Here is a 13,134-nt window from a genome sequence, read left to right on the forward strand (position 1 = left end):
AGGTTCCCCCTCTCTATGCAATCTTACTGACGCGCAAGACTGCGAATTTGTTGCAACCGTGTAATTAATATTTTTAGAATACCAAACTTTTCTTAGAACGTCATGTTAAGCCAGCCGTTACAACGCGCTATCCCGCATTGCACAGCCAATAATTCCTACTAAGCATACAGGGGAAACAACAATCATTCAAATACTCTTTTTCACTATCTTAGTAACAAAAATGACATCAAAAGAAACGGCCTATCCCCTTGTCGGAAATGAAGCCGTCTGTCTTAAATATTACCCTCCGGAATCGGGCAAGAAACTCTATTTATAGAGCGCAATTTTGCAGAGCATGAAGACCGCGTAGTTTTCCCTAGTCTCATCATCCACCACATAAGCTTCTCCATTCTCAAATAATTGAGGGTTATTGTAATTGCGCTCTAATCTGTAGATCTGCCCTTCCGTCACCTTACAACCATGGAATGCCGACTCAATTTCTACGTACTCAGCATCATCTTCATCCGCTGCTTGATACAGCGCTTTGTCATTATAAGCAGGCATATACTCACTCCCGGCTGGATAATAGATCCTGACGTTCAGTCCATGTATCACTACTCTTCTATTATATAGTTTATTATCTTTATCCCGATTCTATACTTTCTAAAAAGCATAGAATAAAAGGAATATGGACAGCTCAAAGAAAATCAACATAAAAAGGCTGCATGGCCAACATCTGTCAGCCACACAGCCTATAAATAAAAACGCGAATCTGGATTTCAATCTTCGTTCGAACTATACATTAAATCCCTTTTATCTCTTTAAACTTCGCCACATATTGGGCAGCAAGATCGGTAATCTGATCGTATCGGCCATTCTTCGCCGGTGCAGTCAAATTCCCCCCAATGCCCACAGCCATGCAGCCGTTTGCAATCCACTTCTCCATATTGTTCAAATCCACGCCACCGGTCGGCATAATATTCACATGTGGCATAGGACCTTTAACCGCTTTTACATAATCCGGACCGAAAGCACTGCCAGGGAACAGTTTAAGCACATCCACGCCGTACTTCAACGCTTCCTTCATTTCATTTAATGTCATGCAACCAGGCATATAGGGAATGCCGTAAAGATTACACATCTTAGCTGTCTCCACTTCAAAAGAGGGACTAACGACAAACTCTGAACCTGCAAGAATGGCTATTCTAGCTGTTAATGGGTCCAAGACAGTTCCGGCGCCAATCACCGCACGACTCCCGTACTCTGCAACCAATCTCTTAATCGCCACGTCCGCGTCTGGTGTAGTAAAAGTTACCTCAATATTATTTAGACCGCCTTCTATACAAGCAACGGACATCTTAAAAGCTTCCTCAGCACTATCTGCTCGAATAACCGCTACAACCCCGACGGATGCCACATTCTGTAATACTTTCATTTTCTTCATCAGTAGACTCCCTTTCTCTTGGTACGATCATAGATAAACAGGAAATACTTTTTTAGATAAACTTTTTTATTAAATTTACTAATTATTGCGTTTTGTTCTATAAGGAAATAGTAATAACAATACGATTAACAGTCAATACATTTTTACTACATCAGGTGGAAATAATCAATAAAATCTAATAAAAACCTTTATAAAACAAGGGTTTATGGAAACATTATTTTCTTTTTACGAAAAAAGTTTTTTGGTTAAAAATCATTCTTTTATTGTACAAAACCGATTTATGTGATAATTTCAAATTACAAATCATTATACTGGGATAAAATCATTACCCTAGGAGGAACTAAAAATGAGTAAACAGCTGGATGCCGTCACTTTCGGGGAGCCGATGGCGATGTTTTATGCGAATGAGGCCGGTCCTCTGCATGAAGTATTTTCGTTCTCCAAAGCATTAGCAGGTGCAGAAAGCAACGTGGCTACAGGCTTGTCGCGTTTGAATCATCCTACAGGTTATGTTACGAAGCTTGGCGAAGATAACTTTGGCACATTCATTGCTCAGGCGATGAAGAATGAGAACATTAATACGGACAATATTACTTTTACTAAAGAGTATTCAACAGGTATGCTTATCAAATCGAAAGTGGTTACCGGCGATCCAAAGGTCGAATACTTCCGCAAAAACTCCGCGGCCTCCACGCTTAGTTTGGAGGATTTTGACGAGGCCTACTTCAATTCCGCAGGACATCTGCATGTTACAAGTATCTCCGCCGCTTTGTCCAAGAACTGTCTTGAATTTTCTATTCACGCTATGGAATTTATGAAGAGTAAAGGAAAGACGATCTCTCTGGATCCTAATCTGCGTCCTAGCTTATGGCCGGATACAGAAACAATGGTGAGTACCATCAATGATCTGGCTACACGCTGCGACTGGTTCCTGCCGGGGCTCGGTGAAGGTAAAATCCTTACCGGACTGAGCACACCCGAAGAGATTGCTGACTATTACCTGGAGCGTGGCGTAAGCTTAGTCGTCATCAAGCTTGGCCCTGAAGGCGCTTACTATAAATCCTCTGCTGGGGAAGGTTACGTGGACGGATTCAAGGTGGAGCAGGTTGTTGATACGGTGGGTGCAGGTGATGGATTTGCGGTTGGCGTAATCAGTGCGATGCTGGAAAAGCTTCCGATTGCTGAGGCCGTCAAACGCGGCAATGCGATCGGTGCGTTAGCCGTCATGTCGCCAGGCGATATGGACGGACTTCCCACCCGTGAGGAACTTGCGAAGTTTATGCAACAAGAAGTCTAATAATCGCAAAAGAGCAGCGATTCTCCGTTATTGGAGGAGCGCTGCTCTGCTTTTTGGGTCGCTGATTGGCTGCTATGGCTATACTATGGTGCTATGGCTATGCTATTGCTATTGCTATTGCTATTGCTATGCTTCAGCAGTGTAATCACGTACCCCTGGGGCTTTCGGACCCAGAAGACGCTATTTGCGATTTTTTTACCTTTGCGGCGTAGTCTCGGACTCCAGTGACGCTATTCCTTATGAAAAAGGGCATTTAGCATGTTTTCCATGCCGATAACTGCGATGGGGTCCGATAGTACTCCAAATATGGGATTATACTGCTTATAAGATCAGCTGAGTCTGATAGCGACTTCCTGCTCGAAAATATTACTCAATCAAACCCAAGTTTAGTGTTTAGATAAAGTTAGGTCCAATAAAAGGGGGAGTGCTCAACAAGCTAAGAAATAGCTGCTGGGCACTCCCCTTTTTATAGTTCGAACTTATTTGTAAGACTTCACCGACTGCCCTTGCTGCAAGGTCGGCGGAAAACGATATGTAATTGGAACAGAAGCTCCCTTATCCTCGATACAAGAGAGTATAATCTTGGCAGCCTGCATCCCCATCTCGTAAGCAGGCTGTCGGATTGTCGTAATGACCGGATTATATATTTGCGCGAATTCCGCATCATCTATCCCGATGACCGACAACTGTTCTGGAATAGAGATGGCATTTCGATTCGCATATTTCAGAATCTCCGCTAGCGTGATGTCGTTCGTAGCAAGCAACGCGGTCGGCGGCTCCGGCAGTGCTAATAAGTGTTCCAGCCCCGAAGCTAATTCCTCTTTGGATACACTGCAAATATACTCCTCACGCAGCGTTATGCCCGCTTCTTCCATCGCTTTTTTGTAGCCACTAATCCGCTCTTTCCGAGGGGTAATCGCATGCTCCCCAATTGGGAGGGACACCAGAGCAATCCGCTCATGACCTTGCTGTATTAGCTGCCCTACGCCTATCTTTGCCGCCATTTCATTGTCCAGCAATAGACTCTGCGTGGTGATTCCATCTACCAGACGATCCATAAAGACTAGCGGAAAATCAGCCTCTATCAGCTTGCTATAGGCAGACGGGTTATTCCCTGTAGGAAAAATAATCAGCCCGTCCACCTGACGTGCGATTAAGGTTTCTACATACTTGCTTTCTTTCTCCGCATTCTCATCCGCGTTGCATATGATCACTTGGATTCCGTGATGCTGCAGCTCATTCTCAATCGCCCGGATACATTGGATTGACAGCGTATAGTCAATATTGGCTACGATGATCCCGACCATATGCGTCCGATTCTGCTTCAGACTGCGCGCCAGACCATTCGGCTGATAATTAAGCTCCTCAATTACTGCCTCAATCCGGTTTTTCGTCGCTTCACTCATATATTTAAAACGTTTGTTCAAAAATTGGGAGACCGTACTTTTCGAAACTCCCGCTTTTTGAGCCACATCATCAATCGTTAACTTCTTCATCGCTTCGGCTCCACTCTTCTCAAAAGAAAATACTTTATCAAAAAGTATAGCTTTTATTTAGTGATTTATCTACTAGGGAGTATTGTTCATATAATCCATATAAAGCTTATTTTGTTGCTCTTCGGATAAAAAAGCCCAATTCTCATCCAGCCACCCCAATCCAGCTTTCGTAAGAATATCCGCTTTACGTTGTTCCCCACCCACTTTATAATCCATAATTAATGTTTCTCCCTTAATCTCTTTAAAACCAATTGCTGTAGCAGGTGTTGGAATGCTCATGGTCTCCATATCATAAAGTACGGTTTTCTCTTTGTACTTTTTATCCCCTGCATATTCTAAGTAACTAAGTACGAGTTGTCCATGCTCCTTATCAACAGCGATTAATGACTTGTATTCTAAAAGTGTATTATCGAAGGATGCAAGCGCTATTGGAACTACAGATTCTCCCGCCGCTGCTTTTTTAACATTAAGCATTGAAAATTTAACATCCTCATACATTCCTACACCAAGAGTCATTTTGAAGGAAATTAACAGGACGTAATCGCCTGCCCCAAAAAATCCACTCAAATATTGATACGTACTTGCCCCTCCCCCATAAAGAGGAAAAGTATAAATCCTAGTAGCCGAAGAAGCCGATAGCTCCGTCTGGTCCTTAGAGCTCAGGTAAAGAGTGAACGGTTCTGTAGGATGTGTGTACTTTGGCTTCTTGTAGTCAACCATCGGGGGTGGCGGCGACCAAAGAATTCCCGCTGTTGTCTCAACGGCATACGCTTTGCTCTTATCTCTGTTCATTGGCAAAGGCATGTAGTATTTCTTACCGCTAATCTCAAATTCTACTGGACTTGTCGGAGGCTCTAACGCTTTATCATTAGTTGCAGAACTAGAAGAAGGCAGTATGCCTGCGCCTTGTGACTGAACGGATGGCGAATGGATTGGCCCTGTGTTTTTCCATACACCCATAGGCAAGGTAAGCGCACCTATCAACAAAACCGTAGCCAGACTGGTTAGAAGCACATTTTTATTCATCCAATAACGTTTGTAACCTGAATTTTTATTCACAGCAGCCTGTTCGATCCGCATCATTAACTCAGGCGTGAAACCATCTTCAATGAAAGGTCTTTTGCCTGCTTCCACATACCAATCCGTCTGCCCGATCATCACTGGATTACTATCATCCGCGTTGCGTTTCATTCCCTCTCCTCCTTCTGGATAGCCTCTTTAACCTTCTCTCTCGCCCGCGCGAGCCGAGATTTCACGGTTCCTTGTGCTACATTCAGCAAATCTGACATTTCGGCAATGGATAATCCATGTTGAATATCTAGCACAAGCACCTCTCTGTTCTTCTCTGGAAGGGTCATAATAATTTCCCAGATACGGTTCGCATACTGATTGCCGAGAGCTTCTTTTTCCGCAGAAGGAGCATTAACAGTAGTAGGTTGATCGCCCAAAGCTATGAATCTGCGCCAAAAGCTATTTTTGCTCCAACTGAAGGCCGTATTTCTGGTAATTGTAAGCAGCCAGGTTTTCATCGAAGATTGACCCCGGTATTTCCCAACATTCTTATACGCCTTCAAAAATACTTCTTGGCTGATATCATTTGCCTGCTCTCGACTTCTAGTTAAGAAAAAAGCATAATTCCACACATCCGAGCCATGCGCCTCCATCATTTCCCGCAAACTCATTGCGGGCGCGTACGCTGCTGTATATGGTATATCTTCGCTTAGCATGTTTCGCCTCACCCCTTGCCTAATAAGACTTTCCAAACTTGAAAAAGTTCCCTCTAAAATAAAAAAATAGGTCATTCATTAAAAAACACCACCGATGAACGTTTTAAGCGTTCACTAGTGGTGTGCGGATATTTTAAAGAGAGCTGAATTTCTCCTCCAGCCGCCGTGCAAGCTCATCGTCCGGTAACGGATTACGATGCGTATTTTCCAGATAGATATGCTTTTCAGTCTCGGGCATCAAATATTCCTTATACCATAAAAACATATCCGGACTATCCCCCTGAATCCGCAAAAATTTGCGGGCTGTTTCTACATGATCTATAGTGTTGGCAATATTGGTCAACCAATCAGCCCGATAAAAATGCTTCCACTGACCGATCTCTGCCCGTAAAAGAGCCTGCTGGCCCTCCTTATAATCCCAAACCGCATGAGAAGCTTCGATAAACGCCTCTGGAAATCGCTCTTCTTGGTAACACATATACGCCTGGCAAAGAGAGGCTAACCCTCTGCACCCGCTCCAATGCAGCTCAATTTGAACTAGCAGTTGAACATGCAGCCTGTTTCGCTCTTTTTCGGGTAAAAGTCCCATCACCTCTAGGCACTGCTTTCGCAGCAGATACCAGACTAGTACAACTCGCTCAGCTCGATCCCTGAACCATCGAACCTGCTCTACAAAAGGAACATCCCCTGCGGCCCAGCGCAGACGTTCATCGCTCTCCGTCTTATTTTGCAGCCAATGCCCTATAATCTGCCTTGCCGGATGATGATAGAATTCATCGCCTGCGCGGTCGTCAGCATTAGGACCATATACTATGGTGTTTTTGAAGTAGCTTTTGTACAATTGGGCAATTCGCCCCTGCTGCGCTGTGTAGAAACGGTTAACGAAGGTCTGAAGCTGTTCATCAGCATCTGCTGTTCCATCCATCCACAACTTTGCTGTCAGATCTAATGTATAGAGATGAGGCAAAATATTCCCTGAATTCACCAGCAGATATTCACTAGCCCCTGCCGCAAATGCACCCTGTAATTCCTCCACTATAAAGGACGGATCCGTAGGGAATTGTGTTAGATGATTGGAGGCCTGCAAATCGTGGAAGGTGACGTGGTAATATACCCCGTTTTTGCCTTGATCACCTGCCTCGGGTAGAGCAGGTACGCGCAGATTCAGATGGCCATGTCGTCGCGACACCATTTTGCCGTATCCGTTATCCGCCCATATTTTAATAACACCTTCTGGAACTTCGATCTTTCCCTGTTTATACAGCTCCGCAATTTCTCCGTACATCGCCATACAGCACACAGGCTGGTCCACATATTCACAGATCATATCGTATTGCTTGCGAACCACAAATGAGATCAAATCGCCCCGTTTCTCCGGAGTATCAAAAGAGGGGTCATTCTCCCAAAATGGTTTATCGCCCTGTCCGCGGAAGGAGAGCACCCAGAGTGTTTTTTCATCTTTTTGCCGCTCGATGGCTTCTCTCCACAGCTGTTCAAACAATTCTGGATATTCTTTATAGCTAGCCAGCTTGCCCGGAAAAGCACGTAGGAACATTTGCGCGCCAAGCGGCTCCGCATGATGATGTGTGATCCACAGTCCCATATCTACCGCAAGCTGATGATGAACTCCGTCTCTCGGCAAATCCGTCCCCGGGATTACCATATTTCCACCACAGCGCAGCAGCGCTTCAAAAACAGGCTCCCATACCTCCGCCGTCGGAGGATAATCCTCCTTCCAGCCAATAAGACACACTTCATCATTCACGAACCAACCTCGGTAACGTACCTTTGGCTGAATGCTGTTGTAGTCAGAAACAGGCAGATTGATCGCATCTTTCTTAGCAGGAGGAAGCTCCGCCCAGAACCAGAAGGGATCGACACCAAGCACGTGGCGGCTGTAATGAAGCATCCCATAAATAATGCCCAATTCATCACGGCCGATAATATGCAGGACCCGATCCTCTTCACTACCTGCAAAATGCAAACAAAAACCCTCTGCCCATTCCGGGCAGCCATCATCCTGTGTTGCATAACGAATAATTACAGTAGCTGCTGCTCCTTGTAACGGAGCTTTTCCGAACACCTGCTCATGATCTCTGGCGATCATTCGCCAAGCATGTCCAATTGGATTACTACATTCCACTTGAACATCGTATACACTTTCCGCTGTGACTCTAAATTCTGCATATGTATTCACTATCGCTTCATCTCCTAATTCGCTACAAAACACGGAGGACATAAGCTTCTCACCACCGGGCTTTGAAACATAGTTTAAATAGGCATAGAGTTTACCAGAATCTTCTATCTCTATTATAAAGCGTTTACATAGATTGTGCATGCACGCGTAATAATAGGACGGCGGTTACTGGAGCTGGAGCTACTGTATTAGAGCAGTTGGTGCTAGACAGGACAACAGTTACAACAGTTACTGCAATAGAGCAGCTGGTGCTAGACAGGGACTACAGTTACTGCATTAGAGCAGGTGGTGCTAGACAGGGACTACAGTTACTGCATTAGAGCAGCTGGTGCTAGACAGGCACAACAGTTACATTATTAGAGCAGCTGGTGCTAGACAGGACAACAGTTACGTTATTAGAGCAGCTGGTGCTAGAACAAATGGACTGGGATCATCAGCAAGTAACAGGAACTTATGCGAAAGTTAGTATCGCTACAACGATAATATGTAACTGAGATGCTTTGATATGTTCATATGGAGCGTTCAATTGCACTTTGTGCAACTAAAAAAGATCTTTCCAGCTCATAAAGTGATTTAGTTGCACTTCATGCAACTATTTCTGCTCAAAATTAGAGAAATAGGCGTTTTTCCAGATTTTAAGTGTACAAAGTGCAACTAAATGAAGATCCAGCTACTTTAAGGTGCGATCTATTGCACAAAGTGCAACTAAACAAGGTTTTAGATTTTATAGTGGTGTAAAAGACCACGAAAGGAGCTTTAAAGGGGCTTTAAAGGAGCTTTAAAGGAGCTTTATAGAGTCTGCGAAAATTAACATACACCACCCAGCACTCAATCACATTACTCTACTACCTTCCTTAATCCGCTCCCTCCGCCAACTTATGACGCACCATAATCCCGTCGGCCCGCACACGCATCTGAATCTCCCCCTGCTGATCCGTTCTAAAAATAGCAGCATGATTAACTTCCAAACGTTCCAATACCTCAGCTTTCGGATGACCATATAGATTATTTACTCCCGCAGAAATCACCGCAGCCGATGGATGCCAGAACTGCAGCCAAGACTCGCCTGTTGAAGTTTTGCTCCCATGGTGAGCTACTTTTAAAACGTCAATGGAAGGTCCTGCGTTAATACCCTTTTGCAGTGCTTGCTGCACAATCTCCTCCTCGGCTTCCAGATCCATATCTCCGGTAAATAGAAAATTTCTTCCGTTCATCTCTAAACGAAAAACTACAGAATCGTGGTTCTGATCCTCTAGCATTGGGATGCTATTCAGCATAGAAGCACCTGACGCTGCTCCCTCTCTATCTTGTTCTCCCGGCCATAAAAAGGACAGCTTTGTCTTATCATCCGGGGAAAGCCTCATTCCCTGATACACGGCATACAGTTGAACATTGTTCTCCAGCGCAGTCCGCATCATCTCCATATAAGATTCACGGTCAGCGAGTGTGCCATTAAAAAGCAGTGCCGAAACCGGAATCGCCTCCATAACGGCTTGGAGTCCCCCGGCATGATCCTGATCCCCATGAGTCAAAATAATCGCGTCCAGACGGTGGATCCCACGTTTTTTAAGCAAGGGCACCAACACTTTAGCCCCTACCTCGAACGGGCTGCGGCGAATCCGCCATTCTTCTTTTTGCCCAAAATTTAACGTTCCTCCACCATCTACAAGGATATGAGCTCCTTTTGGTGTAGTGATGAGGATACTGTCGCCTTGCCCGATATCCAGATAACTAATCGTCCCTTTACCTTCCATTCTTTCTGACTGATAACCATTGTACAGCATTAGGCCCAGTCCAACCGCAGATAGTAGAACAATCGCTCCGCTCCAACGTACAAACATAGGCGCATCCAAAAAATACTGTGCGCTCCCCGCTCCCCCAAACCCGCCGTGCTTGTTCACAGCTAAACCAATCTCAGCTAACGGCCTCGTCTCATCCTCCATATACTGCGGTGTTGCGCGGGCTTCCATTCTTAGCTTGGCAGCATACAACAGCCCGTACAACAAGACATAATACACTCCGATCCACAGCAGTGAAGGCGAGCGCCAAATCAAAACTCCACCAGCAAAACCATTGATCCATTCAACCGCATAAAAAGTAACGTTATTCAGCAGCTCCGTAATATGTGCCAAAAAAATTGCAGCATCTCCCCACAATCGTCCAAGCAGTAGCGCCAGCGTTCCTAAAGGCAATACAATAAAAGTAATAAAGGGCACAAAAACCAGATTAGCCACTAAAGACAGCAGCGAAAATTGATTAAAATAATAGATCGTCAATGGAAATGAGACCAACTGGGCAACTAGAGTCACAGAGACGGCGCTTTTAAGCCAGCGTGGCAGTGCCCTCAGCAGAGGGTCCATAAGCGGAACGTAGACCATTAATCCTAAGGTCACCAGAAATGACAACTGGAAACTGACACTGAGCAGCATGTAAGGATTCCAAATCAGCATAACCAGTGCCGCTGCAGCCAAAATATTCAGTCCATCCTTCAGCATGCCAACTCGTGCAGCGAGCAATGCAATCATACTCATTAATCCCGCACGTACGATAGACGGACCTGCACCTGTCAAAAGGACGTATATGGGAACGAGCACTAAGGTGACTGTTAGCGTGGTCTCTTTTGTCATCCGTAAGCGCCTGAATATAAATAAAAGAACACCAACATACACTGCAACATGCATGCCTGAAATGGCGAGGATATGTGTCAACCCAAGTTGTGAGAACTGCTTAAAGGTATCCGGATCGAGATCATCCTGCATCCCAATCACCAAACCCTTCATATATCCAGAGTGGCGCTCTTGAAACAGCCGATCCGTCTCTGCTCCAAGAACTGCCCGCGCTTTATCATTCCAGCGTAAGATCATTAACGGACGCCATGAATCTGGAGCCGTTGCTTGCACGTTCTCTGCCCCCTGACCCTTTAGAAGCCAGTGGATCTTCTGCGTATGTAAATAGGCTCGATAATCAAACCCTCCGTAATTCCGCGCTGTCGCTGGCTCTTCAAGTACACCGTTTAGCGACACCTGATCCCCTCTGCGCCACTCCGCGGCAATAGCGATTTCTTGCTCGGCAAGAAGTTTGATCTGCACCATAATTAACTCCCCATGCCCCCTTATATCTTGTTCGTCCCGCGGATCAGGCGAAGCGGCCTCTTCCTCAGTAATCAACGATAACTCTGAGAGCTTCATCGTAAAATCAACCCGGTCCCCGTCCCGTTCCACAACGGAAATAATCGTCCCCTTAGCCTCCACGGCAGTCTCATTCAACTCCGAAAATAATTTCCCCAGCACTTCAGGCAGGTGACTTACATTGCGGCCTTCATTCCATTCCCAATATCCAGCGGATATAATAATCGCCAAACAAAATACCGCCAGCTGTTTCCAGCTCATGTTCACCCAAACTCTCATACTAACCAGTAACAATAGTAATCCAGCCCCCGCCAACCACAAGCTAATCCCTGAGTATAAACACGCTGCTGCACTTCCAGTCACCCAACACACTGTAAAACTTAATAAGGGTCTCTCCTTCACGCCTCCATTCTCCTCCTTTCGCAAGATAAAAAAAGAACCTCTGCATACGCCATAAAAGCGTACGAGAGGTTCTTCCTCAAGTCATCTTATTCAATTAGGGTTGTACAATACAGCTAATCCGCTACTTTAATCATCGTTTCACTTGGCGGCTCATAATTTTCCAATTGGCGAAATACGATGCCTTTGGCAGCCATCATTGCCTCTACCTTTTCCATATCCTTACGGTAAGGACGATAATACACAATCTCCACAATACCGCTATTAGCCAGCATATTTGCACAGGTCCAGCAAGGCTCATCCGTCACATAGACGGTGCTGCCTTCCCGGTCAATCCGGTCTGTGAATAGCAAAAGATTCTGTTCCGCATGAATCGTGCGAATGCAGCGCTGTTTCTTCACCATAGTCTCTACGCCATCCACGATCTCCATCTCATATTGCTCCGAGAGCATACAACCTGCCTCTGAGCAATCAGGTACGCCCATTGGCGCCCCGTTGTACGCGGTACCAAGCAGCTTTTTGCCTTGCACCAGCACAGCACCTACATGTCGTCGTGAGCAGCGTGAACGAGTTGAGACCATACAGGCAATGTCCATGAAATAAGTATCCCAGTCTTTACGATAGGCAGTAGTCATAATCAATCTCCATATCCTTCTAAATAGTTGTTAACTATTGTAGCACATCCCCGCAAGTTTTCACTAGGACAACGGTTGTGGCACTTCCAACGATCTTCATTTCCTATTTATCTTCAAAATATTACTAAAGCTTTTAACTTCTCCAGCATTTTAGGTCCTATCCCCTTCACCTTCCCCAGATCAGATAGGCTGCGAAAGGTCCCTACAAGGTTGCGGTAATCCATAATTGCCTGAGCCTTCTTTTCTCCGATGCCCGGAAGATCCATCAGCTCCTTAACACCCGCAGTATTCACATTTACTTTACCTTCCTGTGAAGCTGCTGATGCGGAAAGCTCAGTCGCCTCCTTAGCCGCAACAGCTTTATCCCCTGCCGACGTTTGCTTTCCTGCAATGTTTGGCGTTTGAACTTCTGCCCCTGTTGGTGTTTGACCTTCTGCCGTTGGTGTTTGGCCCGCTCCTTTTGCTCGCTCCCCCGCAGCGGCTGCCGTAGCTTTTTCATCTGCCGAAGTTTGGACAGCTTGTTCAGCTTCTTCTGCTTGCGCAGCCTCCTTAACCTTCTCACCGTCTTCAACATTCCCAGCAGCTTCAGCCTGCCCTGCATCTTTCTCTAAATGTTGCTTATTTCCTTTCGTCTGATGACCTCCCTCACTGCCCCCAGCAGCTGGAGCGTCACCAGACTCAGCGATTCCAACAGCTTGCTCCATACCAACATTCAAAGTCTCCCACCCGGCAATCCCGGAATCGCCCTTGCTTCCCGCCGCCCAGAATAGCCCACTTCCTATTACAGCAGCAGCCACTCCGAGCACGATACTCCCTTTATTCATATCACTTT

10 protein-coding genes are annotated in these 13,134 nt (G+C 45.6%); 1 reads left to right on the forward strand and 9 read right to left on the reverse strand.

The window, feature by feature from the left end; translation table 11 throughout:
- Positions 1 to 306 precede the first annotated feature (306 nt).
- Complete coding sequence (locus tag NSQ50_RS24125; RefSeq protein ID WP_036677533.1) at positions 307 to 543, reverse strand: hypothetical protein; 237 nt, start codon at positions 541 to 543, stop codon at positions 307 to 309.
- 238 nt (positions 544 to 781) lie between these two features.
- A complete protein-coding gene (locus NSQ50_RS24130; RefSeq protein ID WP_038572952.1) occupies positions 782 to 1,423 on the reverse strand; it encodes a bifunctional 2-keto-4-hydroxyglutarate aldolase/2-keto-3-deoxy-6-phosphogluconate aldolase in 642 nt (213 codons plus the stop codon).
- A gap of 346 nt (positions 1,424 to 1,769) precedes the next feature.
- On the opposite strand from NSQ50_RS24130, the gene NSQ50_RS24135 reads away from it, so the two are divergent.
- A complete protein-coding gene (locus NSQ50_RS24135) occupies positions 1,770 to 2,720 on the forward strand; it encodes a sugar kinase (protein WP_036677538.1) in 951 nt (316 codons plus the stop codon).
- Positions 2,721 to 3,199: 479 nt separating this feature from the next.
- Here the strand turns inward: NSQ50_RS24135 and NSQ50_RS24140 are convergent, their stop codons facing one another.
- The 7 genes from NSQ50_RS24140 to NSQ50_RS24170 form a co-directional block, all read right to left on the reverse strand.
- The gene (locus NSQ50_RS24140) at positions 3,200 to 4,216 is read right to left on the reverse strand and encodes a LacI family DNA-binding transcriptional regulator (RefSeq protein WP_038572957.1); all 1,017 of its coding nucleotides are present in this window, start codon (positions 4,214 to 4,216) and stop codon (positions 3,200 to 3,202) included.
- 72 nt (positions 4,217 to 4,288) lie between these two features.
- Positions 4,289 to 5,407 carry a hypothetical protein gene (locus tag NSQ50_RS24145; RefSeq protein ID WP_076224573.1) on the reverse strand — a complete coding sequence of 373 codons (1,119 nt, stop codon included), beginning with the start codon at positions 5,405 to 5,407 and terminating at the stop codon, positions 4,289 to 4,291.
- Complete coding sequence (locus NSQ50_RS24150; RefSeq protein ID WP_326058533.1) at positions 5,404 to 5,898, reverse strand: RNA polymerase sigma factor; 495 nt, start codon at positions 5,896 to 5,898, stop codon at positions 5,404 to 5,406. The genes NSQ50_RS24145 and NSQ50_RS24150 overlap by 4 nt, the downstream gene beginning before the upstream one ends.
- Positions 5,899 to 6,076: 178 nt before the next feature.
- Positions 6,077 to 8,140: a glycosyl hydrolase 115 family protein gene (locus tag NSQ50_RS24155; protein WP_256717081.1), complete on the reverse strand. Its 2,064-nt coding sequence runs from the start codon at positions 8,138 to 8,140 to the stop codon at positions 6,077 to 6,079.
- A gap of 854 nt (positions 8,141 to 8,994) precedes the next feature.
- Complete coding sequence (locus tag NSQ50_RS24160; protein WP_076224575.1) at positions 8,995 to 11,670, reverse strand: ComEC/Rec2 family competence protein; 2,676 nt, start codon at positions 11,668 to 11,670, stop codon at positions 8,995 to 8,997.
- A 113-nt stretch (positions 11,671 to 11,783) separates the two neighbouring features.
- Positions 11,784 to 12,302 carry a deoxycytidylate deaminase gene (locus tag NSQ50_RS24165; protein WP_036677545.1) on the reverse strand — a complete coding sequence of 173 codons (519 nt, stop codon included), beginning with the start codon at positions 12,300 to 12,302 and terminating at the stop codon, positions 11,784 to 11,786.
- A 113-nt stretch (positions 12,303 to 12,415) separates the two neighbouring features.
- Positions 12,416 to 13,126, reverse strand: coding sequence for a ComEA family DNA-binding protein (locus tag NSQ50_RS24170; protein ID WP_076224577.1), 711 nt, complete (start codon positions 13,124 to 13,126; stop codon positions 12,416 to 12,418).
- Positions 13,127 to 13,134 lie beyond the last annotated feature (8 nt).

The organism is Paenibacillus sp. FSL R10-2788 (assembly GCF_038003885.1).
In the GTDB taxonomy this organism is placed as follows: domain Bacteria; phylum Bacillota; class Bacilli; order Paenibacillales; family Paenibacillaceae; genus Paenibacillus_AQ; species Paenibacillus_AQ odorifer.

What these genes read in the sequence shown, in the direction of transcription:
- NSQ50_RS24170 (WP_076224577.1), bottom strand. Translation starts at nt 13,126, where the DNA reads ATGAATAAAGGGAGTATCGTGCTCGGAGTGGCTGCTGCTGTAATAGGA.
- NSQ50_RS24150 (WP_326058533.1), bottom strand. Translation starts at nt 5,898, where the DNA reads ATGAGTTTGCGGGAAATGATGGAGGCGCATGGCTCGGATGTGTGGAAT.
- NSQ50_RS24135 (WP_036677538.1), top strand. Translation starts at nt 1,770, where the DNA reads ATGAGTAAACAGCTGGATGCCGTCACTTTCGGGGAGCCGATGGCGATG.
- NSQ50_RS24125 (WP_036677533.1), bottom strand. Translation starts at nt 543, where the DNA reads ATGCCTGCTTATAATGACAAAGCGCTGTATCAAGCAGCGGATGAAGAT.
- NSQ50_RS24165 (WP_036677545.1), bottom strand. Translation starts at nt 12,302, where the DNA reads ATGACTACTGCCTATCGTAAAGACTGGGATACTTATTTCATGGACATT.
- NSQ50_RS24130 (WP_038572952.1), bottom strand. Translation starts at nt 1,423, where the DNA reads ATGAAGAAAATGAAAGTATTACAGAATGTGGCATCCGTCGGGGTTGTA.
- NSQ50_RS24140 (WP_038572957.1), bottom strand. Translation starts at nt 4,216, where the DNA reads ATGAAGAAGTTAACGATTGATGATGTGGCTCAAAAAGCGGGAGTTTCG.
- NSQ50_RS24145 (WP_076224573.1), bottom strand. Translation starts at nt 5,407, where the DNA reads ATGAAACGCAACGCGGATGATAGTAATCCAGTGATGATCGGGCAGACG.